Here is a 24,346-nt window from a genome sequence, read left to right on the forward strand (position 1 = left end):
GTTTTATGATGTCCTTTTTCAAAGCCTCGGCACGTCGAACACTGATTGTGGTGCTGTTGTCGGTAATGGCTTTTTCCGCCCATGCCCAGGTTGCGGCCAGTGAAGACGGCAAGAGCTGGACGGTGAATATCCGCAATGCGGATATCCAGGCGTTTATTAGCCAGATTGCCGACATGACCGGCAAGAACTTCGTGGTCGACCCCCGCGTTCGTGCCCGGGACGTTACCGTCGTGTCCACCAAGGCGCTGTCTGCCGCAGAGGTCTACGAGCTGTTCCTTTCCGTGTTACAGGTGCATGGCTACGCGGCGGTGCCGTCCGGTGACATTATCAAGATCGTTCCCAACACCACCGCCAAGCAAAGCAACCTGCCGCTGGTAGGCAAGAATGAATCTGGAGGCGAAGCGTTGGTGACCCGGGTGATTCCGGTGGAAAACTCGCCAGTGGAAGAGCTGGTACCGGTACTGCGTCCGCTGGTGCCCCAGTACGGCCACCTGGCCGCCGTGGGCTCGGCCAATGCCCTGATCATCAGTGATCACATGGACAATATTCGCCGTATGGAAGCGATCATTGCCAGTCTGGACAATGCCGAGTCTGAGGACGTGCAGGTGATCAAGCTGGAGCATGCCTTTGCCGGCGACATGGTGAAAATGCTGGAAAGCCTGACGCCGCAGACCGGCGGCCGTCGCGGCAAGACCAAGGACGGGGGTGTGACGGTGGTAGCGGATGAACGCACCAACCGGCTGATCATCAAGGGTGACCGGATTACCCGCCAGCGCATGGCACAGATGATTGGCAACCTGGACACCCCTGCCAGTGCCACAGGCGGCGTGCAGGTGGTGCGCCTCAGTCATGGTGACGCGGAAGCGCTGGCCGAGCTGCTGAAGAATTTTGCCGAGGGCGCCTCGGCGGCCAAGCCGGGTGCAGATGGCAAGACCGCAGCGGCATCCATTACCGGTGACAAGGTTTCCATCCAGGCCGACAAGTCTCTCAACGCCTTGGTGATCCGCGCAGAGCCGGCGATGATGAAGGAAATTATGTCGGTGATCAGCCAGCTGGATGTGCGCCGGGCGCAGATTCTTATCGAGGCTGCCATCGTGGAAGTGTCCGGTGATACCGGCAAGGCACTGGGCTTTCAGTATGTGGGCGGCAGTGACGAAAGCGGCGTCGGCGCCATCAACTTCGGTAACGCGGGGCTTACCATTAACTCCATCGTTCAGGCCTTGGCTACCGATGATCCGTCAGGCCTGGCCCTGGGCGACGGCATTACCATGGGTTTCGGGGAGCAGGACTCCAACGGGGATCTGAAGTGGGGGGCGCTGATCCAGGCACTGTCCACGTCCACCGACGTAAATCTGCTTTCCACCCCCAGCATTCTTACTCTGGATAACCAGGAAGCCTCCATCGTGGTGGGGGAGAACGTGCCCTTCATTACCGGCACCAGTACCAGTACCGGCTCCGGCGTGTCCAATCCGTTCCAGACCATTCAGCGTGAAGATGTGGGCCTGAGTCTTAAGGTGACTCCCCATGTGGCAGGGCTCTCCACCATCCGCCTGGAATTGGAGCAGGAAAATTCCCAGGTGAAGGATTCTGTCGGTGAAGCCGCGGACATCGTTACCACCACTCGCAAGCTGGAAAGTACGGTGCTGGCGGACGATGGCGAGACCATTGCCCTGGGCGGCCTGATTCGCGACAACATCACCAAGACGGTACGTAAAGTGCCGATCCTGGGTGACATCCCGCTGCTGGGTATCCTGTTCCGCTCGACCAGTAACTCGCGAGAGAAGAGTAACCTGATGGTCTTTCTGCGGCCCACTATCCTGCCGGATAACGAACGGCTGCTGAGCATGACCCGGCAGAAATATATGGGTATTACTGCCTTGCAGTTCGAGCTGAATCGAAAGGGGGAGCTGGAGCAGGTAGTGCGCAACCCGCTGCCGGTGAGTCTTGAGAAAGTATTCCAGGGCCGCAGTAGCGCATCAGTGGAATACCGTGATGCCTATGAAGCCGAGCAAAACGATTCCCCGAAGAACGTTGAGGTTGAGGATGCTGACAGCGAGGAGGAATAATTCCCTCACCGCTAACAAGTCATAAAAAAACGCGCCTGTCATGGCGCGTTTTTTTTATGACTGTTTATCGACAGCCAGTCGTTTGCGCGGCGCCATGTTTCGGGGGGCTGCCTAGTCGTCTTGCAGGTTGCGTAAGTTAGCCAGCACCCGCCGGCTGCGCTCCAGCTTCTTGTTCAGCTCTTCATTGTCCGGGTAGAGGGGGGCTACCTGCTTCCAGATCCGATAGGCTTCGCGGTATTGGCCGCGGGCGTACAGGGCCTCGCCAGTATTCATCTCTTCGCTAAAACGGCGTCGCGCCCATTGCTCCAGGCGCTCTCGATGGTCAACCAGAACCGGATTGTTCTGATGCTGTTTGAGGAAGTGGCGGGCGGCCAGCAAGGATTCCAGCTGACCATTTCGCTGGTAACGAGCCATCAGTTGTTCCGCTTCTGTGAGCAGGCCGCGATTGTGCCGGGCCCGGGCCCGCTGGCTGGCGTCATTGAGAATCTGTTGTGCTTTGGCCAGTTGCGCAGACGGAGGCTGATCCGGTGCCAGTCGGTGAGCTGCACTCAGCAGGTCGCGCGCTAGCAGCCATTGCTGACGCTGGGCAAAGTACTCCCCCAGCCGGGTCAGATCCTCAACCACCACAAAGCGCTCGTTCGCCAGTTGTTGTCGTTCCTGTTTGGCGCGGGGCAGGTGAAAGCCGCTTAATTTGTCTGTCAGGCCGGTACTTTCCTGTAGGGCCAGAGCCTGGGCCCGGCGCCGTTCAGCCAGTAGTTGGTTGAACTGATATTCTTCCAGGCTGGTCAGGGCAGTAAGCAGTTCGTCCAGGGCAGAGGGGTCCACTACCTTGTCGCGATGGGCCTCAATAAGGGTATGGGCCTGTTGCCAGCGCTGTTTACGGCTCATCGCCTCGGCTTCAAGAATCAGGCGCTGACGGTACTGGTCGCTGGCCAGAATGATGCCCGGGTACTGCTCTTGCAGCAGGGCATACTGGTCGTGATCCGGGTGTGTATCTTCAATGATGGCCGCTGCGCTGGCGTAATTATCTTCCGCCAGGGCCTCGCTGACCCGCCGTTCCGGGTCGCCGAGGGTGGCGCAGCCGCCGAGCAGGGCTGCCATTACCAGGCTGGCCTTACGCACGTTGCGACTCCGTATTCAGTTTTGCCAGGAACTGGGCGATGCGCTGTTCCATCAGGGTTTCTGACAGGGCGTGCACGCCATCAATGCGGAACGTGCCCACCGGTTCGGCCTTGCCGCGGATGCGCATGGCGCCGTATTCGGTGGCGCGTACCCGTGACGCGATGTTGGGGTTGGCCAGCAGTGGCGAGGCAGCAATGATCTCATTGCCGCCGGCCATGTTGGACAGGCGCGAGGCCAGGTTGACGGTATCTCCGACCACGGTGTACTGCATGCGCTCACGGGAGCCCAGGTTGCCGGCCAGCATGGCTCCGGAATTGATACCGATACGGAATTCCACCGTGGTATGGCCCTGGGCGCGACGCTGCTCGTTCAGTCGTTCTACCATTCGCTGGATCATGACCGCGCAGCACAGCCCATGGAACAGGTGCTCGTCATCCTTCTCGGGCACTCCGAAGACAATCATGGCGCAGTCGCCCATGTACTTGTCGATGGTGCCACGGTAGAAGGTGGTGGCGGTGGTGATGGCATCGAAATAGACATTGAGTATGTCGGCAATGGCATCCGGGGGCAGGGTCTCTGACAGCCGGGTGAAGCCGACAATATCGGCAAACACCACGGTGGCATGGACATCGCGGCCACCCAGCTGCACCTGGTCCAGGTCTGCCATCATGTTGTGTGCCACAGACGGGCTGACAAAACGCTTCAGTACCTGCTCCACCTGATCTTTTTCCAGCATGCCGTGGGCCATGGTGTTGTAGGCCTCGATGAGGCCGCCGATTTCGTCATTGCGGCGATCCTGGATCCGGTAATTCAGATCGCCACGACGCATGGCGCTGGTGGCCGCCAGTAGATCGTGAATAGGACGGGCCAGCCGCCGGCTGATCAGGAAAGAGGCGATGATGGCGATCACGCTCATGATCAGCGTGGCATTAATCATGGTGCCCTGTACTGACTCCCGGGCGGCCATGATCGGACGGTCGGACAGGGAAATGGCGGTGTAACCGGCGACGGTGTCGCTCACATCCACGGCAGCGTAGTAAGTGGTGATGGGTTCACCCTGCAGCTCCCAGTGCTTGATCTGTTCCTGAAGCGGGTTGGCGGCCAGAGGTAATATGCCGGCCTTGTCGACCAGGTTGCCACTGCGGTCGAATAAGGCAGCGCCGTGCACGCTGTCGCTGCGGGTCAGGTTATTGAGCTGGACCTTGAGCAGGAAGGTGTCATCGGCCAGCAGGGGTTCGCGCACGGTATTGGCCAGTTGCAGGGCAATGGCTTCACCGAAGGTGTCTGCCTGATCGCGCATGCGGTCCAGTTGATTGTTGAGCAGCAGGGAACCGAGAATGGTCATGCCGCACAGAATCAGCAGGGAAATAGACAAGCCCAGCTTCCAGGCCACCGGGAAGTATTCCGGCACATAGGGAGCCAGCCACTCGCCAATGCGGCTGGGCTTCGTGGGGCGGGCTTGTCCTTGCGGCTCGGTCACGATGCTTCCCTGTTTGAGTCGTAACGGTCACTTTGCGCGCTTGTCAGCGGCGGGTCATGCTGTCAGATTCACAGGTCAATCCGGGCAATCTTGGTGGGCCCGGAGTGGCGCTGCCTCGGCTAGGACCGCCGATACGGCGCAGAGTTCTTGTTGGTTTTACACCTGCGCCGACATCACAACAATGAGCAGACGAATATGCTAACAATAGCACTTTCGTCGTGTCGGGTAAGTAGTTGTCTACGGAGACCGGCTGAATCGGAATCGGGAAGAGTGAGTATGGCATTTATGCGTGAGCGGCAGCTGGCTGCCAATGGTCTGGATTTTTTCGTGGCGGAGGCCGGGGAACCGGGAAACCCTCTGGTGTTGTGTCTGCATGGCTTTCCGGAATGTTGGGCCTCCTGGCGCTACCAGTTGCCGGTACTGGCCCAGTCCGGTTACCACGCGGTGGCGCCGGATCTGCGCGGTTATGGTTATACCGGTGGCCCGGCGGAGGTGGATGCCTACCGGCAAAGCGTGCTGGCGGAGGACGTGGTCGCCCTGATCAGGGCGCTCGGCCATGAGTCGGCCATCCTGATTGGCCACGACTGGGGGTGTGCGCTGACCTGGCAGGTGGCGCGCCGCTATCCAGAAATGATTCGTGCGGTGGTGGGCATGTCGGTCCCCTATGGCGGGCCGGCCCCGGAGGCCCCCACCGTGTCCATGCAGCGGCTGTTCGAGGACCGCTTCTTCTACATGCTCTACTTCCAGCAGCCGCAATTGCCGGAGCAGGAGCTGGAAGCGGATGTACCCATCAGTCTGCGCAAGATCTTCCACAGCCTGTCAGCGGATGGCATCGCTGATTTCCGGGCACACCCGGATGACACTGGTTTCCTGCAATCCATGTCTACCCCTGCCGAGCAGCCGCGCTGGATGCGTGAAGAGGATCTGGCCTATTACGTGGAACGTTTCCAGCACAGCGGCTTTACCGGGCCGATCAATTGGTATCGGGCCATGGATGCGTCCTGGGAAGAAAGCCGTGACGACGATAACTGGCAGCTTCCCATGCCCACGCTGTTTATCGGTGGCATGCAGGACCCGGTGATCGTGTTTGGTCAAAAAGCCCTGCAGCGGATGCCCGACTATATTCCGGATCTGCGCACGGTGATGCTGGACCAGTGTGGGCACTGGATCCAGATGGAGCAGGCCGCCGAGGTTAACCGTGAAATGATCGCATTCCTGGAGGGAGTGGATGGCAAAGGCTGAGCAACCCAGCAATTTTCACCGGGTGGCCGAATTTCATCGCGCTTTTTCCCTGCCGGTGGAACCGCAGCCGGTGGTGCCGGACGATGCCACCATTCGTTTGCGTCTGGCCCTGCTGCTAGAAGAGTTTCATGAACTGGCCGAAGCTACCTGCCAGCAGCCCGATGCGGATCAACAGACCTTTCTGGATACTCTGGCGACGGCCAGGGAACAACTGGCTTCGCTCAAGTCATTTCGCGTGGATATGGTAGAGGTGGCCGATGCGCTGACCGATATCAATTATGTGACCTATGGTGCCGGGCATACCTTTGGCATAGACCTGAATGCCACCTGCGAGGAAGTGCATCGCAGCAATATGAGCAAGCTGGGCGCTGACGGCAAACCGGTGAAGGATGCTCGTGGCAAGGTCCTCAAGGGGCCAGCCTACTCGCCGCCGGCGTTGGCTCCGGTGCTGGCCCGTCAGAGCGGTAATGACCCGGAATAATGAGTGAGGCTCGTTTTGCCCTGTGGGTTTGCGTTGCCAGCCACTTTCCGGCGAGTCGTTGGAGCGTTTTCAGCAGCGAACGGCTCAGACTAGATCTGCAGAGCCATCCCCGCAGGCAATCGGTCCGTCAGAATTTCAAACGCCCCGCCATGGGCGCTGTGCAGCATCCGTTCCGGTTGCCCGCGCCGGGACAGGCTAACGGTGACGCTGGCCAGTTTGCTGTTCAGACAGATCTTGTTGCCGCCGGGCGGGTTGTAATAGGTCAGGGCAGCTACCCTGTCTGCCACCGTGGTCATGTTGATGCTTAAGCGAGCATCGCCGTTACCGGTCTGCAGGGCCCACTGGAAAGGGCGGTAGTCCGCGTTAGCGCGCAGGGCACGGGACAGGCTGTTGAACAGCAGGGTTTCCCCGTCCAGTCGCAGGGCCGCAATGGACAGTTGTGGGCTGTACAGCGGCCCCACCTTCACCTGGGCGGTGGCGCATTCGAGAAAGGCGTCCGGCGCATTGTCGAAGCCCACCACCTGGCCCCAGGCATAGCGGTCGGTATGCTGGCTTCCCCAGTTATGGTTTTCGCTCCCTGGCCATTGGTCCAGCACGATGGTTTCCCCATTCAGCGTCAGGGTGCCACTGAGGCGGATATGGGGACGGCTGACCAGGGATTTGGCCTTGGGCAGGGGGCGCAGGTAGAAGCTCTCAGGCAGAAACAGCAGTGGGGATTCCCCGTCATCGTAGTGCAGATCCCAGCTCAGTTGTTCGCTGTCCCGGCGCAGTTGCCCCTGCAGGGCACCTGGCTGCAGATGGTTATCGTCGGCGTCCACCTGCATCTGTGAGGTGCTGAAACGGCAGCTTTCCAGGGGGAGCTCTTCCTTGAACGCGTGGGTGCATTGCCGGGCACCATCACTCCATACCGCCCACACTTCGCCGAGGGCAGGGCGCCGGTCCCGGGCGCGGAACAGGGTATAGCGAATCCAGATGGCCTGGGGTTTATGCGGGTGGTTGGCGCGCACAAACCAGGATTCGTAGTGGCCGCCTTTGGCGGGTGCCTGCAGGCCGTAGTAGGGAATCATGCGTGGCTCCTGGGTCTGGCCGATTAGCGGGGCGAGCTGACGCTATGATCTTGCTGGTAAGCCTGTTGTTCGTCCACCAGGCGCAGGGCGGTGAACGGGAAGGCCAGCATGCTTTCCCGGTAGGCCACTTCCGCCTGGCCGATGGCCTGCTGGTTCCGGTAGACCGTCATCGGGCAGGTGATCAGCGAGGCGAGCAGGCCGTTGCGACCATATTGCTTCTTGCCTTCCACGCGAAGCATGCCCTGCTCCGGGTGGTTGAAGGTGAGCCAGTAATGGGGGCCGTTCAGATGAATGGTCAGTTCCCCTTCGCAGGCGAAGTCCTCGCCGTCCAGGTTGACAGTGCCGCGAAAGTAACGCGGGGCGCTGACGCTGAAGATGCGGGTGGTAAAGGCGCGAATCTGGAAGGCGAAGGGTTGTTGGTGGCCCTGACTGTCCAGTTGCAGCCAGCCGCTCATGCGTTCCTTGAGTAACAGGCCCAAAGTCATGCGCATTCTCCTTGTGGTGGTGTGTGGGTGGAATCCATATCGTCGAGCAGTTCCCGGGCAAGGATGTCGGCGGCCCGGCTGGCCATGGCCATGATGGTGACCTGGGGGTTGGCGCCCAGGCTGGTGGGCACGCTGGCGCCATCCATCACATACAGGCCCGGGTTATCGAATACCTGGTGATTGCTGTCGCAGACCCCCTGTCGGGGAGAGGCGGCAATGCGGGCAGTGCCCAGAGGGTGATAGGCGCTGATCAGAAAATCCGTGGGTTTCAGGGGGGAGCGCAGAAAGCGCGTCAGCTCGGCGCGGTTGTGAATGCGCACGATGCGGTTAAGGCCGGGGATTAACACCTGCTCGGCACCGGCATCCAGATACCAGCATGCCAGGGCATGGATGCCGCGTTTGAACAGCGTAAAGTCCTGCCGGTTCATATGATAGCGGATTAGCGGCAGGCCCCGATGGGGGCCCCGGCGCACCCGTCCTTCGCTGGTATCGCGGATCATGAAGCCGAAGTAGGCGGTGTGCGGATAGTCTTCGGTAAAGCGCACCCAGTCGCGCCCGAACAGGGGGTTGAGAAGGCTGTGCCCGGCCAGGGGGATAGTGCCGCCTTCGAACATCAGGCCCTGTTCTTCCCAGTCCGATACGCCGTAGCCCTGGGGAATGCTGCGACCGTTGGCCAGGTCCTGTTGCGGAAAAAGGGCATTGACCACCCCCGCCGGATGCAGGGTCAGATGGCGACCCAGATGGCGATTGCGCACGCCTTGCTGTTGCAGGAACAGGGGGGTGAACAGGCTGCCCATGGCAACAATGGTGCGCTGGCTGGTGAGTCGCAGGGTTACCGGGTGCCCGGCGGCATTGGTGCCGCGGGCGGTGACGCCGGTAATGCGGCTGCCTTGGCGATGCAGTCGTTCGGCCCGGAAACCACTGAACAGGAAGGCGCCCCGTTCCAGAGCCCGGGGAATGTAGCTCACGTTGGTGGATTGCTTGGCATCCGTGGGGCAGCCGAACTGGCACAGCCCCTGCCCGTCACAGCCCTGGGCATTGCGCATCAGTGGCTGGCGTTGCAAAAAACCGTTGGCGGCGGCGCCCTGGTCGATGATGTCGCCAATAGGGCCGACGGTCTCTGCCGTTGCCTGTTGCACACAGAGCATGCGCTCCACGCCCTCGAACCAGGGTGCCAGGCTCTGTTCGGTGAAATCATGCAGCCCCTGCTCCCGCCAGCGGGCCAGCACCGATGGTGGGGTGCGCATGCAGGTGCCGGAATTGATGGTGGTGGTGCCGCCCACATTGCAGCCCACCGGTACCGGGATGATGGCGTTGCCGGTGGCCACGGTGGCGCCCCAGCTGCGGTAGAGCTTGGGGATCACCTCGGTGAGTTTGCCTGTGAAGTGGCTGCGGTCGTAATACTGGCCTTCCTCGATAATCACCACTGCCAGGCCGCGGCAGGCCAGCTCGTAGGCCGCTGCGGCGCCACCGGCGCCGCTGCCCAGAATCACCACATCCGCTTCCAGGGTCAGGTCCTCCTCGCAGTCCCGGGCGGCGGTGATCTGCTGTTGCCAGCGAAAGGTTTCGGTCTGGGCGGGCAGTTGCACTGGTTCCCGGCAGCCGGTGGCTTGCTCTACCCGATCATCCAGTACATAGGCGGCCTTGAAGGGCAGGGCCAGCAGGCGCAGCAGTTTGCCGGACACCGTCGTAGCGGCCAGTTTGTCGAGAAAGCGGGCCTGGCGGGCCGCGCTGGCTCGATGGAAGGCCTGGCCTCGTACCAGTCGATGGCGGTTATTCAGCCACAGTAAACCGGCTTTCAGGCTGCGCTGCAGGGCCGGGTGGCCGGCCAGTTGCGCATCCATCTTGCCGAGCAGGGCATCGGTATCCGCTGCCGGTAGTGTTTCCCCTGCGGGAAAAAGCGCGCGGCACAGGGCGATGGCGGTGGGGTGATGGCGAAGCGTGAGTTGTCCCATGGCTTCAGTGTAGTCAGCTTGGGAATGCGTGCTTGTCTTCACTGACAGCTGCAGATTGTGGCTACGGGCAAAAACCTTGATGTCGATCAAGGCGAGGAAAGGGGCAAGGAGAGAGGATAGCAGCGGGATATGATCCCGCTGCGTATGCTTCCGGTTGTCTCCGGAAACTCTTTGGCCCCGGTCTCCGGGGCTTTTCTTTATTTACGGCACGCATTCATGCAACTGGTGAGGTGCGTGCTCTGTGTAGTGTCTCCTGCCTGTTACCAGTGGATTCCTTTGAAGAGGCGTGAAAAGGCTGCCTGTTCGCGGCGAATTTTCTTCGGTGAGCTTTCCTTGTCGCCCAGGGCCGCGGAGGAATCCGAGAACAGCTTGTAGCCGGTATTCATGATGGTCTCGGTGACCTTGGGCGTCAGGAAGTGCATCACCTGACCCATCACGCCAAGGTTGGTGGCGATGCGCTTGGGCTGGCGCACGATGGCATCGCAGATCATATCCGCTGCCTGGGCCGGGCTGATGGTAGGCACATGATTATAGATCTTGGTGGGTGCGATCATCGGGGTGCGTACCAACGGCATGTTGATGGTGGTAAAGCGAATGCCCTCATGGGCCAGTTCGCTGGAGGCGCAACGGGTGAATGCATCCAATGCCGCTTTCGACGCCACATAGGCGGAGAAACGCGGCGCATTGGTCAGTACGCCGATGCTGGAAATGTTGATCACGTGGCCGCCACCACGCTCAATCATGCCCGGCATCAGCTGCATGATCAGTCTCAGTGCACCGAAGTAATTGAGCTGCATGGTACGTTCGTAATCGTGGAAGCGTTCAAAGGAATGCACCACGGAACGACGGATGGAGCGACCGGCATTGTTGACCAGCACATCCACATGGCCATGGTCTGCAGTCACTTGCTGGATCAGATCATCCACGCTGCTCAGATCTGACACGTCGCAGCTGTAGGCCTGGGCCGTGCCGCCCAGCTGGTCGATTTCGTGCAGGGTCTCTTCCAGTTTTTCGGCAGTACGGGCAATCACCAGCACGGTGGCGCCGGCACGGGCCAGCTTCAGTGCGGTGGCCTTGCCGATGCCGGAGGTGGCGCCGGTAACCATCACTACCTTGCCTTCCACTCGCTCCGGCAGGGTGGGCAGGGGCTGCAATTCATCCTTGCGGTCGCCGCGATCCGGGTCCAGATGGTTTTCCCAGAAATCCCACAGCTGCTGGATATAGCCTTCCAGGTCCGGTACCTGGATGTTGCTGTCGGCCAGAGCCTCCCGGGCCCGACGGTTGTCGTACTCGGTGGGGAAGGTAAGAAACTGCAGCGCAGACGGGGGAATATCCAGGTTCTCCAGCACTGTGTTGACCACCAGCTTGGGGGTCATGGCGCTGACGCCCTTCTTGACGAAGCCGGGGACCACATTGAACAGGCTGTTATCCAGTTTCACTGGCCAGCGGGGGGCTTGAGCGGCACCGGCAATGATGTCCATCAGCTCGCCCAGGTTGTAACTGCGATCGGCGGTGAGATGGAAACACTGGCCATCGTGGTCAGGCTGGTGGGCAATGTGGTCCAGGGCGTCAGCGACGAAGTCCACTGGCACCACATTGAAGTGACCGCCTTCCACGCCGATTAATGGCATCCAGTTGGGCAGTACATCCTTGAGCTTCTGGATCAGTTTGAACATGTAGTAGGGGCCGTCGACCTTGTCCATTTCGCCGGTCTCGGAATGGCCGACCACCATGGAGGGACGGTAGATGCGCCACGGCAGTTTGCTCTCCTGACGCACCAGCGCTTCGGACTCGTGCTTGGTGAGCAGGTAGGGGTCGTTAAGGCCCGTTGCTTCTTCGAACATGTCCTCGGTAAAGGTGCCGTTATAAAGACCTGCGGCGGCAATGGAGGAGACATGATGGAAACAGCCAGCTTGCAGTTTTTCCGCCAACTTCAGCGTTTGTCGGGTGCCTTCGATGTTGGTGTAGCGCTGGGTGTTTTCGTCTGCGGTCAGGTCATAGATGGCGGCCAGATGAAAAAAGTGATCCACCTGACCGTTCAGGTCATCCTGATCCCGCTTGCTGACACCCAACAATTTTTCGTTGATATCACCCTGGATGGCCACCAGACGGTCGGCATCCACACCCAGGCGACGGCGCAGGGCGTCCAGCTTGTATTCCGAGCCGGAGCGAACCAGGGCAAATACCCGGCTGTCCTCACGCTTGAGCAGACGACCAACCAGAAAACGACCAATAAAGCCGGTGGCACCGGTGACGAAGTAGTTCATTGCTTTCCCCTTTTGCTTCCCTGCTGCCCGCTGTAAGCGGGCAGTCTGTGTTGTAGCGCTAGTTGATGATGCGCCGTGAGATCGGTAAGAGCCAAATTTCTTGCCTTACAACTGTAAGGCGAATTCTCTTTCAGCTAACACTTGTTTGTCAAAGATTATTATGTAACCAGCATGTAGTTGCGCGATGACTGGTATTCATGGGAATATTTAACTAACACTCGTTAGTGATAATGTTATGGCTGAAACCACGCGACAGCGCCAGAAACGACAAACCCGGGAGCGCATTCTGGAAGCCGCCCGTACCCTGATGGCTGGCGGCCGGGGCCTGGATAGCCTGGGCCTGCGGGAAGTGGCCCGGGAGTCCGGGCTTGCCGCCACCTCTCTCTACAATCATTTTCCGGACATGGATGCACTGGGGTTGGCACTGATCGACTCCTGCTGTTTCCGGTTGCGTTCGGCCATGGAATACGAGCGGCGTAGCATGATCGAAATCGGCCCGGCCCGGGCGGTGAAAGAGCTGGTCGGGCGCTTTGTGCGCTACCTGAACGACTATGAAAACGACTTCCGCCTGCTGGTGCAGCAGCGGCTGGGCAGCCATGACCGCTACCGGATGCGTATCCAGCGGGAACTGCAGTTACTGGTGGACGAGCTGGCCGAGGACGTGCGCCAGGCGGTGGCTGCCCAGGGACGTGAGCCTGTGCCGGCGGAGCAGGAGGCGGAAGCCGCCATTGCCATCATGTTCGGCGCGGGCATTTCCATGCTCGACAACACGGTAACCGCGCGCAGGGTGCTGGCGGACCATGCCTGCCTGCAGTTGGAAATGATGGCCCTGGGGGGGCGAATGATGGCTCAGGGCACCCGTCTTTAACCCTCCGGTGCTGCCTTACCGGCTCTTTGAGGAGTGTAAAAAACAGGCAAATGTGACGTGATTCGTGGGTTTTTGACAAAAAATGCATAAAACTACTCACTTACATTTGCTCTATTGCCACAGGAGGTGGCGATGTCATTTGATCCCAGGGATCCCTACGACGCGGCAGCCCTGTACGACATGTGGCTCAATTGCAGCCGCTGTCCGACCACCTTTGATTTCGAGCCCGGTGGTGACATTAATCTGGATTACTACCATCGTATTGGGCAGCAGGCGCGCCAGGACAAATGGGCGGTACTACCAGCGCGCAGCAAAGGGGACGAGCTGGTGTTCAATGTGCTCTGCCCGGCTTGTGCGCTGCGTCTTGGTGTGGCTGGCTGCGATGGTCGCATGGAGCTTGCAGCTCCGGTGATTGACCAGATCTGTCAGGCCATGCGCGAGGCTTCCGGCGAGGCGGCCTGAGCGTTTCTGTCATCGTCGCCCTTTTCATGTCTGGTTAGACTGGCGGGTAATTCAGAGGAGTTACCCATGAACGCCGATTCCATGACCCTTTCCCATGCGCTTACCGAACGCCGTTCCGTGCGCGGTTTTCTCGACAAGCCGGTTTCGCATTCAGAGCTGGAGGCGATTTTTTCGCTGGCACAGCACGCCCCGTCAAACTGCAATATCCAGCCCTGGCAGGTATGGGTGGCCAGCGGTGAAACCCGCAACGTTTTACGCGAGCGTCTGGTGGACAAGGTCAGTCGGGGCATTCCCTTTGCGCCGGACTATGAGAGCCTGCCTCGTTTCCAGGGTCTATACCGGGAGCGGCAGGTGGATTGCGCCATGGCGCTCTACGGCAGCATGGGGATAGCCCGGGAAGACCGGGAAGGTCGTCGCCGCGCGGAGCTGCGTAACTTCGAACTGTTCGATGCCCCCCATGTGGCGTTTATCGGCATGGAGCGGGATTTCGGCGTTACCGTGGCACTGGACGTGGGCATGTACGTGCAGTCCCTGCTGCTGGCCATGACCGCTCATGGAGTGGGTGCCTGTGCCCAGGGCAGCATGCGCTACTATCCGGACGATGTGCGTGAACTGCTGGGAATTCCGGACAGCACTGCCATCGTGCTGGGCATCAGTTTCGGCTACGAAAACGTCGATGTGGCGGCCAATCGCACTCGAGTGGGGCGAGTGCCGCTGGGCGACTCGGTACGCTTCTGCGGCGGCACCTGAGCGGACAGCAGGGGCGGGTTTGTGGTACAATGGTCGTTTTACCAGCGCAATGGACCCTCATGATCATCGTCAAAGGCTCTTTCCCCGTGAAACAGGACCAGCAACCAGAGGCGCTGGAGCTGGTGCAGGCGTTGGCGAAATCCTCCCGGGGTGAACACGGCTGTCTGGCTTACGAGGTATACCTGCAGGCGGATGAGCCGCGGGTGATCGTGGTCTGGCAGCAGTGGACCGATCTGGATGCGCTGGAAATCCATTTTGGTTCCGAGCATGTGGATGCCTTTCTGGATGCGATCCCGGACATGATTGATGGCGATGTAACGTCCGCCCGCTTTGATGTGAACAGCCTGGACGGCGAGCCTATCGTGGAAGAAGTGGCCGAGATCGCTCCGCTGGTGCTGGCGGGCAATATTACCCTGCACTGAGGCACCCCAGGTAAAACCTGCCGCATGCAGCATGCGTGCAGATGTCATTCCCGCCCCGGGTTTCCTGCGCTACCCTCTGAGTTCTGTTGCAGGAGCCTCCATGAAAACCCGTATTGATTCCGTCGAAGAGATTACCCGCAGTTTTGCCGGGCAGGGCTATATCTGTAGTGAACAGATTGCCCTGGCGATCTATCTTGCCGCGCAATTGCACAAGCCGGTGCTGGTGGAAGGCCCTCCCGGGGTAGGAAAAACTGAACTGGCCAAAGCCGCGGCGGCGTTTCTGGAAGCGCCGCTGATCCGTTTGCAGTGTTACGAAGGGCTGGACGAAAGCCGGGCCCTGTACGAATGGAAATACGGCAAGCAATTGCTCTACACCCAGTTGTTGCGGGACAAGCTGGGCGGCATGTTGGCCGACACTGACAGTCTGGAAGCCAGCATGGAGCGGCTTGGGGATCTGGGCGAAGCGTTCTACAGCGATACCTTTCTGGAGCCGCGCCCCCTGTTGCATGCCCTGCGCAGTGATGAGCCGGCGGTGCTGCTGATCGACGAAATCGACAAGGCGGACCAGGAGTTCGAAGCCTTCCTGCTGGAGCTACTGTCCGATTTCCAGATTTCCATCCCCGAACTGGGGACCGTGAAAGCCAAGCACCAGCCGCTGGTGCTGCTCACCAGTAACGATCAGCGGGAGCTGTCCGATGCGCTCAAGCGTCGTTGCTTGCATCTCTATATTCCCTACCCGGCGGCGGAACTGGAAGCGCAGATCGTGGCCACCCGGGTGCCGGATCTGGATGCTCGCCTGCGGGAACAGCTGGTGGCGTTTATCCAGCATCTGCGCGAACAGGACATGAAAAAACTGCCGGCCATTTCTGAAACCCTGGATTGGGCCCGGGCGCTGGTCCTGCTGCACGCGGACAGCCTGGAGCATGCCCAGGTGGCTGACACTCTCAATCTGGTGCTGAAGACCGAGCAGGATGTGACGTTGGCCCGGGAGTTGTTGCCGGCCTGGTTGCGCAAGCTCGGTAAGCGCTAGGGGGCCGGAACCGCTGATGCCAACTCGTCGCTTATCCGAATTTGTCCAGGCCCTGCGTGGGGCCGGATTGCGGATTTCTCCGGATGAAGCCGGCCAGGCCATGGATGCGGCGGCCCTGGTGGGCTATGCCCGGCGGCAACGCTTTCACGATGCGCTGGCCGTTACCCTGGTCAAGCAGCAACAGGACAGGCCACCCTTTGAAGAAACCTTTGCCCGTTTCTTCGAGGCCGAGGACTCCCGTGTCGACCCGTCCGGGGACATGGAACCGGCTATGCCGGCACCCGCAGCTGACCCGGCTTCAGCACAGACCCCTGAGGAACAACAGGCAGAAGCCCTGCTGGCCAGCACCCCGGAGCAGTTGCAGCAACGGATGGCGGAAGCTGCTGCCGAGATGGATTTCACGCAGATGGAAGTGATTACCCAGCAGGGCCTTTATTCCCGCCGTTTGTTGATGAACATGGGCATGGGGGCCGTGGACGACCGGGTGTTGCAACTGGATCAGGGCAACCCGAGTCAGCAGGCCCGGGCGGAACAGTTGCGGCAGTGGCGAGCCCGGGTCCGTGAGCAGGCGGCTGGTCAGGTGCGGCGCCAGTTTCTGTTGCACGGTGCCGGCAAGGGCCGGGCCCTGCGTGAGCAGACCCTGCGGGCGGTGCCATTTCGTGATCTGCGCGAGTTTCGTGACGTCCAGGCCCTGGTGCGCAAGATGGCTCGGCGACTGGCCAGCCTGCATCAGCGACGCATGAAAACCAGCCGGAGGGGAATGCTGGATGCCCGTCGTACCATGGTGGCGAGCATCCGCCATGACGGGGTGCCGGCGAAGTTGTTTTGGCGCCGTCGGCCGCCCCGCAAGACGCGGGTGATGGTGATCTGTGATGTGTCCAGTTCGGTCAGCGATGCCGCTCGCTTTCTACTGCAGTTTCTCTACGCCATGAACGACGTATTGCCACGGGTGCGCAGCTTTGCCTTTGCCTCGCGCTTTGATGAAATCACCGATGATTTTTCCCGTTATTCCCCCGAGGTGGCAGTGGGGCAGGTGCTGGATCGTCTGTCGGGTAGCGGCACTGATTATGCGGAGATGTTCCGGGCCTTTCAGGCCCGTTGTGAAAGGGAGCTGGATGCTCACACCACGGTAATAATTCTTGGCGATGCCCGTAACAATTACCTGCCCGATGGGGCGGAAACGCTGCAGGCCATCAGCCGCCGGGTCAAACAGGTCTGGTGGCTGAACCCGGAATCCCGGGGGCGCTGGAACAGTGGTGATGCGGTGATGGATCGCTACTTGCCTCACTGCCGCCTGGCCCGGCAGTGTGCCACCCTCAATGACCTGGAGCGGGTGGTGGATAGTTTGCTGGGGGCGTTGGACTAAGCGTGTTTTTACCACAGAGGGCACAGAGTTCACTGAGCTAAACCCATTTACGCTGCTGGTGCGGTGGAGTAATTCGTATGTATTACTCATTGCAACCTACACCTGCATGCAGGTTTGTCTTTACTCAGAGAACTCTGTGCCCTCTGTGGTGAGAAAAAGGTGTTGTAGAGCGCGCCTCAGGCGCGATCCCGTGAGACCTTGCCCGGATCACGCAGCACCTGTTTCAGGGTGGCCAGCAGGCGTGCCTTGTTGATGGGCTTGGCCAGGTGGGCCACCATGCCGGCGTCGTGGCAGGCGTGGATCTTGTCCGGCACCGCGTGGGCGGTCAGGGCCACAATCGGAATCCAGGGCAGGCGACCTTCCTGTTGCAGTTTGATAATCGAGCGTGAGGTTTCGAAACCATCCATGTCCGGCATTTCGCAGTCCATCAGAATCAGATCAAACGACTGCTGAGTAGACATCAACACGGCAATGGCCTCCATGCCGCTTTCCGCCACTTCCGTTTCATAGCCCAGTTTCTGGCACAGCCCTTCGGCCACCATCAGGTTGATATGGTTGTCATCCACGATCAGCAGTCGGCCGCCGGAGAGGCTGGGCAAGTCGCTGTCCTCGCTTTGCGGCAGGTAGCCAGTATCGTTATGGGTGCCGGGCAGAGGCAGGCGGAACCAGAACCGTGAGCCTTCATTCTGCCGGCTGAAGACGCCGATTTCGCCGCCCATGATTTCCACCAGTTGTCGGCAAATCGCCAGCCCCAGGCCTGTGCCACCGTAGCGTCGGCTGGTGGAGCTGTCGCCCTGATGGAAATGATCAAACAGGTGCTTGAGTTGCTCCGGGGCAATACCGATGCCGGAATCCGAGACTTCGAAGTAGACATAGTCCGGGTTTTGTTCATCCCGTTCTGCCATGACCGTGATAACGCCGTTACTGGTGAATTTCACCGCATTGCCGATCAGGTTGACCAGAATCTGCCGCAGTCGAACCGGGTCGCCCAGGCAGCGCTCCCCCAGGTTGTGATCAAGCTCGGTCTGCAGGGTATTGGAATGCACATGGGCCTTGTGCTGAAACAGGGCCAGGGATTCGCTGACCAGATCCTCCAGGCTGAAGCTGGTCTGCTCTATGGGCATCTTGCCCGCTTCGATGCGGGAATAATCGAGGATGTCGTTGATCAGGTTGAGCAGGCTGTTACCGGATTGCTCGATCACATTCAGATTGTGCTGCTGATCCCCATCCAGGGGTGTGCCCTTGAGCATATCCACGGTGCCGATAATGCCGTTCAGCGGGGTGCGAATCTCGTGGCTCATTACCGCCAGGAATTCGCTGCGCGCACTCAGTGCGCTGTTCAGTTCCCGGGTACGTTCATCCACCCGTTGTTCCAATACCTCGTTGGCTTCGCGCTGAATGCGGGCATTCTCACTCTTCAATACCGTCATCCTGTGGGCCAGCGCGAAGGACAGCAGTACGGCTTCAGTGAAGGTGCCAATCTGCATGGCATTCTCCAGCAGCCAGCCCCCTTCCATCAGCTGAAAGGTTTTCAGTACGTAAAGCACCGTGGCGGTGGCCACGGCGGTAAAGGCGAGCAGGAAATAGCGTGCCGGGCTATAGCCCTTGAATATCAGCCACAGGGACAGGGCGATGGCCACAAAAGGCCAAGGCATGACCACTGCGGTGGTGGCTTGAATGGAAAAATGAAAGTTGAGAAGCGTCAGCGGCGTAGTGACCAGTAGTGCAATGGCGGTGACCAGCAACAGGCGGTGAATGCGCGGCGCCCGTTTCTTTAGCTCCAGAAACTGGCCGGCAAACAGCATGGAAAACGCCAGTGTCATCAGGTTCAGCACCGGCAGGGAGTAATGGTTCCAGAGGGTGGCGTCGGGCCATAGCCATTGGTAGCTCAATCCTTCCCGGGTAAACAGGTTGAGGCCGAAGGTGCCGAGATAAAGCACATAAAGCAGATAACTGGGGTCGCGGATGGACAGGAAGATCAGCAGATTGAACAGGCACATGGCGACGATGGCGCCAAAATAGAGGCCGTAGAAAAGCGAAAGCCGGTTGCCATGCGCGTTGAAGGCTGCCGGCGTCATCAGGGTGGCCGGCAGCTCGATGACGTTATTGCCCTGAGCGCGAAGCAGCAGGTGGTGCTTGCTGTCTGTGGCCAGTGTCAGCGGTGTCACCAGGTGGTAGTGGGACAGTTCTCGACTATGGAAGGGAACCCGGTCACCCATACGGGTGTGCTTGATTTGGTTGCCGTCCTTGTCAAAGACGTAGATGTCCAGGTAATCAAGATGGGGGCGGCCCACACGCAAAAACCAGTAGGGCAGCGTGCTGTTGTTTTCCACAGAGATCAGGAACCACAGGAACCCGTCGCGAAAACCCAGTGAGGGATATGGCGTGTCCAGCTGCTGCCCCTGGCCGGCGAGCAAGGCCTGCAATGCCAGGGTCGGGCTTAGGGCATGATTTTGATCTGCTAGCCATTGCATGCCGGCCGCGGCTTGGTAGCTATCGCGGTCATCCGCCAGGGTAAGGGCGTGGCTGTGCAAAGATAGAAAAAGTGCGCAGATAAACGCGGCCAGTCGCCCTGCGAAGACGGTTCCCTTTGTCATTCCCGATCCTGTTATCGCTGTTATCTGGATGCGGCATGCTTTCGACACATTTTACAGAGTTTACCGGATTACCAGGAACTGTGCGTCGGACAGCGTCTCGAAACTAGTGATTACACGCAAAAGGAGAGATTCATGAAAGTGATGATGCGTAATGTTCTGGTGGCGTCTTGTTCCCTGATCGCTGCCTCGGGTGCGTTTGCGGCTGGCCCCTACGTTGGTGGTAACTACAGCCAGATTCAGTATGACAACGAGGAAATAGACAGCGATACCCTAAAAATTGATGCGGCCACGATTCGTGCCGGTTTCGAGTTTACCGACTTCCTGGCACTAGAGGCGCGGGGTGGCATGGGGTTTGACAAGGATTCCCGTGGCATTGTCGACTTCGAGATGGATCATCTTTACGGCGGCTACGTGAAACTCGGTGCGCCGGTGGGCGAAACCCTGCGCCCCTATGTGATCGGTGGCTACAGCAAGGTGAAGGGAGAGGTCTCCGCCAGCGGCTCCGTGGCGGGAGTGAACTATTCTTTCAGTGACACGGAGACCTTCGAGGATGAATCCTGGGGTGCCGGGCTGGATTTCAACCTGACCGATACTCTGGGTGCCAATCTGGAATACATGCGTTATGTGGATACCGATGAGGAAGAAATTTCCGGTGTCAGCGTTGGGCTGCGTTCCGCATTTTAAGGCGGAGCCGGGCGCCGGATGTCAGTTATCCGGCGTCACTTCCAATGCCCTTTCCAGGTTGGGCCGGAACGCGGTATTGACGCCCAGTTTCATCATCGTCCAGTAGTGGCCGCTGACCACTCGTTCAATCAGCAGGCTGCGCGAGGATGGCTGAAACTTCAACATCTGTTCCAGGGGAGTACGTTTTACCTGGCGGAGGATGTCGGTGTGCAGTTCCGAGCGGCCAAAATCGTAGGGCTTGTCATCGAAGGCGCGTAGCAACAAGGCAATCCAGGTGGCATAGAACTGGCCGTTGACCTGGGTGTCTTTTTTGCGAGCGCCCAGTTGCATCAGCAGGGTATCCAGATGTTCCCACTGCTGGTTCAACGCGCTATGTACTATATTTCGCAGCAAGTCTGCATCCTGGGGAGGCAACCGTTTTACCGCACCGAAATCGTAAATCACGATGGTGCCATCCGGGCGAAAGGCAAAGTTGCCCGGGTGCGGATCACAGTGGACTGCCCGTAACTGGAAAATCTGCTGGCCCAGGGCGTCGAAAAGTCGCTCGCCAAGCAGGTTGCGGGTAGCCTGATCAAAGCCGTGATCGTCATCTACCTGGTCCAGCGCAATGCCGGTTTCCTGGCTAAGGGTCAGTACCTTTTCGCTGGATAACTCATCGAACACCTGTGGGATCACCAGCCAGGGCTGGTCATGATGGAAATCCCGGAAGTGTTTCAGATTGCCCGCTTCCTGTCGGTAGTCCAGCTCTTCGTGGAGCTGGTTGCGGATTTCCCGGAACACCGCATCGAGGGCGGCTTCGTCAACCTTGAGCAGGCTGCCCAGGCGCAGGATGCGACGCAGATGTTTCATGTCGGAATCAATGGATTCCTTCACTGCCGGGTACTGAACCTTGACGACCACGTTGTCGCCATCATGGGTCGTGGCGCGGTGTACCTGGCCGATTGAGGCGGCGGCAAACGGCGTTTCCTCAAAATCGGCAAACAGCTGATCCAGGGTGCCGCCAAGCTCCCGTTCCAGTTGGTGGCGAATCACATGGAAGGGCATGGGCGCCGAGGCGTTCTGCAATACCTTGAGCTGATCGCTGATTTCCTTGGGCAGAATGTCCTGCATCTGCGAGGCGATCTGCCCCACCTTCATCACCGCCCCTTTCATCTCCCCGAGGGTGGCAGCCACCTCCCGACCGATATGCTGAAGCAGTTTTTCCCGGTCTGCGGCCTTGGCAATGTCGGACTGGAACAGCCCTTTGACCTGATGGCCGGCGACGCGGGTGGCAATGGAGGTGGTCATGCCGGTCAGCCGGAACAGGCGGCCGGTGGCAGTGGTGGGGCGCTTGCGACGACGGTCGTCAGCCATGGAGTCCTCGGGTAACGCTGTGGGATAGTCATTCTCGGCACGTTGTGACCGAGTCAGCAGGTGCCATCAGACTCTAGCGCTTGTCCGGCAGGGTGTACATGGTGGGATGAAGCCATAAAGAGGAGGGGGAGGGGTGGTTTTTCGCTAAATAGCAGGCAAAAGAAAGGGGCCCAAATCAGGCCCCAAAGGAGAGTACAACAGAATCAGGGAAACAGAATCAGCTACGTTTTTCCCCGGCAGAAACCAGTTCGTTGAACAGTTTCTCGCCTTCTTCACGTGCGGAGGCTACGGCGCCCAGGCCGGCCAGCACGAATTCGTTGGTTTCTTCAGCTTTCTCGCCACGCTCTTTCTTGCCGGCTTCTACCAGTTTCTCGTACAGGGCCTGACGCTTTTCCGGAGCGGTGTCCAGCAGCTGACGGGCAGCCAGCAGGGCGCCACGGCTGGCCAGCAGGGCCTTGGGCTTGTCTTCGGCGTCTTCACCAAAAGCTTCGGTGCCGGCTTCAACATACTTGTTCAGCAGCTCTTCAGAGCCTTCTTCAGCCTTCTCGTAAGCACCCAGGCCGGCCAGATACAGTTTGTTGCCCAGTTCTTTGGCACGGTTTACCAGAGTTTCGCTTTGTTCGCGCAGATCTTTCAGCTCGCCCATGATCATGATTCCTTTACGTTGTCCGGTGTAAAAAAGAATTTGTTGCAGCGATTAAGTGCGCTGCGTGGGACAAAGAGTAAGGATTCATAGGGGAGAGAGGCCCGCTAACTGTCCAACAATTGGACATGTGCGGAAAGGAAGGGAATCTTCAGGATGTGATATCCATCAATGTCAGTACGCCAAACCTCGCATGGTCGTGCTTTATTCTCATGCGTACACTGGCTAAAAAGGCTGTACCGGCAAGAGAGAACATAATGATAGAAAAATTCATCGCCAAAGTGCCCTCGCGGATCTGGGCTGATGGTCGACCGGCTCGTGCCCGCCAGTGGGAAGCGGAATTCAACGTGGCCTCCTGGGTCCGTATTGCCGGGGCCGCAGGCAAGGTGCAGTTGGTAGTGCGTTATATGGACAGCAAGGCCGACCGGGCGGTGCTGGTGGATACTGCTGACGTTGGGGGCGAGGGTAGTGCCCTGTTGTCCGGGAGTATTCGTCTGAAGCTAACCGCGGATGTGGAGCAGGTGCAGATCTCCCTGCGGCTCAGCGAGCCAGCCATGACCCATGTGGTGGAAGAGCTGTTCATGCAGCGTCGTGGCGCCGCACTGAAATCGTCCGATAAGCTGATTTCCAACTACTGATCAGACAGGAAGATGGATAAGTTGGCTGCTCCGGGCCGATGGCCGTGGCGGCCTTGTGCTGTGTTGGCTGTGGCCAAAAAATAAACGCGTCAGCCCTGCCGGCTGACGCGCTGCGGAAAATCCAGCCTGCCCTCCAGGTCGTCCTGTTCCGTGGACGCCGTGCCATCACGGTTCACCAGGGACTCCGGCAAGCTCTGAAAATCCAGACCGGTGAGCCGGTTCAGGTTTTCCAGTGCCGTTGTCGGGCGCAGTTTTCGTAATCTCAGAATCTTGCTCATGGCATGTTCTCTCTCGCTTGGGGTTAGCAAAGCGAGAACCGTGCCAGCATTGTGAAAATATTTTTATTGTTTTTGCTCAAAGGGTTACGGTGGCAATGTGAAAAAAGTCACGGCGAAATGGGCGGAACCCGGCAGCAAGTGACAATTTTGGTAACCCTCCTTTCCTGTCAATCCAGAAAGAAATCCGGCAATAGCTTGTCATCGTCCAGATCCGGGTCCACCCGATAGCCGCTGAGATCGCTGATGCCGCTATCGCGAAGTACGTCCTCATCAATAAAGAAGTGCCCGCTAGCGTCGGCTACCGGTCTGGTGAGGATGGCCCAGGCCGCATCGGCCATGATCGATGGCTGGCGAGCAGCCTTTACGGTGGGCGCGCCGCCCAGCTGGTTCTGTACTGCAGCGGTATTGATGACGGTTTTCGGCCACAGGGCATTTACCGCTACCTTGCCGGCGTATTCGTCGGCCATCCCCAGTACACACAGGCTCATGCCGTACTTGGCCATGGTGTAGGCCACGTGGCGGCCAAACCAGTGGGGCGCCATGTTCAATGGCGGGGCCAGGTTGAGGATGTGCGGGTTGGCGGCTTTCTTCAGATGGGGCAGGCACAGCTTGCTGGCCATGAAAGTGCCGCGACTGTTGATCTGATGCATCAGGTCGTAGGACTTCATGGTGGTGGCTTCGGTGCCGGTCAGGGAGATGGCACTGGCATTGTTGACCAGAATGTCGATGCCGCCAAAGGTGTCTACGGCCTGGTCCACGGCGGCCTGCAGCTGTTCCTCGTAGCGAATATCCCCCACGCAGGGCAGGGCTGTGCCACCCGCCTCGCGGATTTCCTCGGCCGCGGTATAGATGGTGCCCGGTAGTTTGGGGTGGGGCTCTGTAGTTTTCGCAAACAGGACGACGTTGGCGCCGTCACGGGCCGCGCGCAAGGCAATCGCCTTGCCGATGCCACGGCTGGCGCCGGTGATAAACAGGGTTTTGCCTTTGAGGTTGGCGGTGGACATGGTGCTCTCCCGGGGTTGGCGCCATCAAGTGAACGAGAGTTACTTGTCAGCGGCAGGGCGTAACGTTATGGTTGCTTCTTTCGGTC

General features: G+C 59.4%; 22 protein-coding genes. 11 read left to right on the forward strand and 11 right to left on the reverse strand.

Going from position 1 to position 24,346, the window contains the following annotated elements:
- Nucleotides 1-5: 5 nt before the first annotated feature.
- Nucleotides 6-2,066 carry a type II secretion system secretin GspD gene (gene gspD, locus T9A_RS14880; protein ID WP_232222137.1) on the forward strand — a complete coding sequence of 687 codons (2,061 nt, stop codon included), beginning with the start codon at nt 6-8 and terminating at the stop codon, nt 2,064-2,066.
- 111 nt (nt 2,067-2,177) lie between these two features.
- Here the strand turns inward: gspD and T9A_RS14885 are convergent, their stop codons facing one another.
- Together T9A_RS14885 and T9A_RS14890 are read right to left on the reverse strand one after the other, a co-directional pair.
- Nucleotides 2,178-3,188 carry a hypothetical protein gene (locus T9A_RS14885; protein WP_232222139.1) on the reverse strand — a complete coding sequence of 337 codons (1,011 nt, stop codon included), beginning with the start codon at nt 3,186-3,188 and terminating at the stop codon, nt 2,178-2,180.
- On the reverse strand, nt 3,181-4,668 hold the full coding sequence (locus T9A_RS14890; protein ID WP_232222141.1) for an adenylate/guanylate cyclase domain-containing protein: 1,488 nt from the start codon (nt 4,666-4,668) through the stop codon (nt 3,181-3,183). The genes T9A_RS14885 and T9A_RS14890 overlap by 8 nt, the downstream gene beginning before the upstream one ends.
- A 276-nt stretch (nt 4,669-4,944) precedes the next feature.
- On the opposite strand from T9A_RS14890, the gene T9A_RS14895 reads away from it, so the two are divergent.
- Together T9A_RS14895 and T9A_RS14900 are read left to right on the forward strand one after the other, a co-directional pair.
- On the forward strand, nt 4,945-5,910 hold the full coding sequence (locus tag T9A_RS14895) for an alpha/beta fold hydrolase (protein ID WP_035249977.1): 966 nt from the start codon (nt 4,945-4,947) through the stop codon (nt 5,908-5,910).
- Nucleotides 5,897-6,391 (forward strand): pyrophosphohydrolase domain-containing protein, encoded by a 495-nt coding sequence (locus T9A_RS14900; RefSeq protein ID WP_035249979.1) that lies wholly within the window; start codon nt 5,897-5,899, stop codon nt 6,389-6,391. Before T9A_RS14895 ends, T9A_RS14900 begins: the two co-directional genes overlap by 14 nt.
- Before the next feature lie 89 nt (nt 6,392-6,480).
- On the opposite strand, the gene T9A_RS14905 is transcribed toward T9A_RS14900, so the two are convergent.
- From T9A_RS14905 to T9A_RS14920, 4 genes are all read right to left on the reverse strand, one after another.
- Nucleotides 6,481-7,458, reverse strand: coding sequence for a tocopherol cyclase family protein (locus T9A_RS14905; RefSeq protein WP_052043068.1), 978 nt, complete (start codon nt 7,456-7,458; stop codon nt 6,481-6,483).
- A gap of 23 nt (nt 7,459-7,481) precedes the next feature.
- Nucleotides 7,482-7,943, reverse strand: a complete 462-nt coding sequence (locus tag T9A_RS14910) for a hypothetical protein (protein ID WP_035249981.1) — start codon at nt 7,941-7,943, stop codon at nt 7,482-7,484.
- Nucleotides 7,940-9,940 carry a GMC family oxidoreductase gene (locus T9A_RS14915; RefSeq protein ID WP_232222142.1) on the reverse strand — a complete coding sequence of 667 codons (2,001 nt, stop codon included), beginning with the start codon at nt 9,938-9,940 and terminating at the stop codon, nt 7,940-7,942. Before T9A_RS14915 ends, T9A_RS14910 begins: the two co-directional genes overlap by 4 nt.
- A 218-nt stretch (nt 9,941-10,158) precedes the next feature.
- Nucleotides 10,159-12,165: an SDR family oxidoreductase gene (locus tag T9A_RS14920; protein ID WP_035249986.1), complete on the reverse strand. Its 2,007-nt coding sequence runs from the start codon at nt 12,163-12,165 to the stop codon at nt 10,159-10,161.
- Between the two features lie 235 nt (nt 12,166-12,400).
- Here T9A_RS14920 and T9A_RS14925 point away from each other — a divergent pair, with 235 nt between their 5' ends.
- The 6 genes from T9A_RS14925 to T9A_RS14950 all read left to right on the forward strand — a co-directional run bounded on the left by T9A_RS14925 (nt 12,401) and on the right by T9A_RS14950 (nt 17,063).
- A complete protein-coding gene (locus tag T9A_RS14925) occupies nt 12,401-13,033 on the forward strand; it encodes a TetR family transcriptional regulator (RefSeq protein WP_035249988.1) in 633 nt (210 codons plus the stop codon).
- A 132-nt stretch (nt 13,034-13,165) separates the two neighbouring features.
- Nucleotides 13,166-13,495: a hypothetical protein gene (locus T9A_RS14930; protein WP_035249990.1), complete on the forward strand. Its 330-nt coding sequence runs from the start codon at nt 13,166-13,168 to the stop codon at nt 13,493-13,495.
- 66 nt (nt 13,496-13,561) lie between these two features.
- A complete protein-coding gene (locus T9A_RS14935) occupies nt 13,562-14,245 on the forward strand; it encodes a nitroreductase (protein ID WP_035249992.1) in 684 nt (227 codons plus the stop codon).
- Between the two features lie 59 nt (nt 14,246-14,304).
- Nucleotides 14,305-14,667, forward strand: coding sequence for a putative quinol monooxygenase (locus T9A_RS14940; RefSeq protein WP_035249995.1), 363 nt, complete (start codon nt 14,305-14,307; stop codon nt 14,665-14,667).
- Between the two features lie 100 nt (nt 14,668-14,767).
- Complete coding sequence (locus tag T9A_RS14945; RefSeq protein WP_035249998.1) at nt 14,768-15,697, forward strand: AAA family ATPase; 930 nt, start codon at nt 14,768-14,770, stop codon at nt 15,695-15,697.
- Nucleotides 15,698-15,713: 16 nt separating this feature from the next.
- Nucleotides 15,714-17,063: a vWA domain-containing protein gene (locus T9A_RS14950; protein ID WP_035249999.1), complete on the forward strand. Its 1,350-nt coding sequence runs from the start codon at nt 15,714-15,716 to the stop codon at nt 17,061-17,063.
- A 176-nt stretch (nt 17,064-17,239) separates the two neighbouring features.
- On the opposite strand, the gene T9A_RS14955 is transcribed toward T9A_RS14950, so the two are convergent.
- On the reverse strand, nt 17,240-19,660 hold the full coding sequence (locus T9A_RS14955) for a hybrid sensor histidine kinase/response regulator (protein WP_035250001.1): 2,421 nt from the start codon (nt 19,658-19,660) through the stop codon (nt 17,240-17,242).
- Between the two features lie 132 nt (nt 19,661-19,792).
- On the opposite strand from T9A_RS14955, the gene T9A_RS14960 reads away from it, so the two are divergent.
- Complete coding sequence (locus tag T9A_RS14960) at nt 19,793-20,344, forward strand: porin family protein (protein WP_035250003.1); 552 nt, start codon at nt 19,793-19,795, stop codon at nt 20,342-20,344.
- A gap of 21 nt (nt 20,345-20,365) precedes the next feature.
- On the opposite strand, the gene T9A_RS14965 is transcribed toward T9A_RS14960, so the two are convergent.
- Both T9A_RS14965 and T9A_RS14970 read right to left on the reverse strand, forming a co-directional pair.
- A complete protein-coding gene (locus T9A_RS14965) occupies nt 20,366-21,697 on the reverse strand; it encodes an ABC1 kinase family protein (protein WP_035250006.1) in 1,332 nt (443 codons plus the stop codon).
- 217 nt (nt 21,698-21,914) lie between these two features.
- Nucleotides 21,915-22,343, reverse strand: coding sequence for a hypothetical protein (locus T9A_RS14970; protein WP_035250007.1), 429 nt, complete (start codon nt 22,341-22,343; stop codon nt 21,915-21,917).
- Nucleotides 22,344-22,597: 254 nt separating this feature from the next.
- Here T9A_RS14970 and T9A_RS14975 point away from each other — a divergent pair, with 254 nt between their 5' ends.
- Complete coding sequence (locus T9A_RS14975; RefSeq protein ID WP_035250009.1) at nt 22,598-22,978, forward strand: hypothetical protein; 381 nt, start codon at nt 22,598-22,600, stop codon at nt 22,976-22,978.
- 89 nt (nt 22,979-23,067) lie between these two features.
- Here the strand turns inward: T9A_RS14975 and T9A_RS14980 are convergent, their stop codons facing one another.
- Together T9A_RS14980 and T9A_RS14985 are read right to left on the reverse strand one after the other, a co-directional pair.
- Nucleotides 23,068-23,256, reverse strand: a complete 189-nt coding sequence (locus T9A_RS14980) for a hypothetical protein (RefSeq protein ID WP_035250012.1) — start codon at nt 23,254-23,256, stop codon at nt 23,068-23,070.
- A gap of 167 nt (nt 23,257-23,423) precedes the next feature.
- Nucleotides 23,424-24,260 (reverse strand): SDR family oxidoreductase, encoded by an 837-nt coding sequence (locus T9A_RS14985; RefSeq protein ID WP_035250014.1) that lies wholly within the window; start codon nt 24,258-24,260, stop codon nt 23,424-23,426.
- Nucleotides 24,261-24,346 lie beyond the last annotated feature (86 nt).

Origin of the sequence: Alcanivorax jadensis T9, assembly GCF_000756655.1 — a bacterium.
Lineage (GTDB): Bacteria > Pseudomonadota > Gammaproteobacteria > Pseudomonadales > Alcanivoracaceae > Alcanivorax > Alcanivorax jadensis.

Bases quoted from the DNA above. Each gene is read 5' to 3' on its own strand.
- gspD (WP_232222137.1), top strand. From the start codon at position 6: ATGATGTCCTTTTTCAAAGCCTCGGCACGTCGAACACTGATTGTGGTG.
- T9A_RS14895 (WP_035249977.1), top strand. From the start codon at position 4,945: ATGGCATTTATGCGTGAGCGGCAGCTGGCTGCCAATGGTCTGGATTTT.
- T9A_RS14900 (WP_035249979.1), top strand. From the start codon at position 5,897: ATGGCAAAGGCTGAGCAACCCAGCAATTTTCACCGGGTGGCCGAATTT.
- T9A_RS14905 (WP_052043068.1), bottom strand. From the start codon at position 7,458: ATGATTCCCTACTACGGCCTGCAGGCACCCGCCAAAGGCGGCCACTAC.
- T9A_RS14910 (WP_035249981.1), bottom strand. From the start codon at position 7,943: ATGACTTTGGGCCTGTTACTCAAGGAACGCATGAGCGGCTGGCTGCAA.
- T9A_RS14920 (WP_035249986.1), bottom strand. From the start codon at position 12,165: ATGAACTACTTCGTCACCGGTGCCACCGGCTTTATTGGTCGTTTTCTG.
- T9A_RS14925 (WP_035249988.1), top strand. From the start codon at position 12,401: ATGGCTGAAACCACGCGACAGCGCCAGAAACGACAAACCCGGGAGCGC.
- T9A_RS14930 (WP_035249990.1), top strand. From the start codon at position 13,166: ATGTCATTTGATCCCAGGGATCCCTACGACGCGGCAGCCCTGTACGAC.
- T9A_RS14935 (WP_035249992.1), top strand. From the start codon at position 13,562: ATGAACGCCGATTCCATGACCCTTTCCCATGCGCTTACCGAACGCCGT.
- T9A_RS14940 (WP_035249995.1), top strand. From the start codon at position 14,305: ATGATCATCGTCAAAGGCTCTTTCCCCGTGAAACAGGACCAGCAACCA.
- T9A_RS14945 (WP_035249998.1), top strand. From the start codon at position 14,768: ATGAAAACCCGTATTGATTCCGTCGAAGAGATTACCCGCAGTTTTGCC.
- T9A_RS14950 (WP_035249999.1), top strand. From the start codon at position 15,714: ATGCCAACTCGTCGCTTATCCGAATTTGTCCAGGCCCTGCGTGGGGCC.
- T9A_RS14955 (WP_035250001.1), bottom strand. From the start codon at position 19,660: ATGACAAAGGGAACCGTCTTCGCAGGGCGACTGGCCGCGTTTATCTGC.
- T9A_RS14960 (WP_035250003.1), top strand. From the start codon at position 19,793: ATGAAAGTGATGATGCGTAATGTTCTGGTGGCGTCTTGTTCCCTGATC.
- T9A_RS14965 (WP_035250006.1), bottom strand. From the start codon at position 21,697: ATGGCTGACGACCGTCGTCGCAAGCGCCCCACCACTGCCACCGGCCGC.
- T9A_RS14970 (WP_035250007.1), bottom strand. From the start codon at position 22,343: ATGGGCGAGCTGAAAGATCTGCGCGAACAAAGCGAAACTCTGGTAAAC.
- T9A_RS14975 (WP_035250009.1), top strand. From the start codon at position 22,598: ATGATAGAAAAATTCATCGCCAAAGTGCCCTCGCGGATCTGGGCTGAT.
- T9A_RS14980 (WP_035250012.1), bottom strand. From the start codon at position 23,256: ATGAGCAAGATTCTGAGATTACGAAAACTGCGCCCGACAACGGCACTG.
- T9A_RS14985 (WP_035250014.1), bottom strand. From the start codon at position 24,260: ATGTCCACCGCCAACCTCAAAGGCAAAACCCTGTTTATCACCGGCGCC.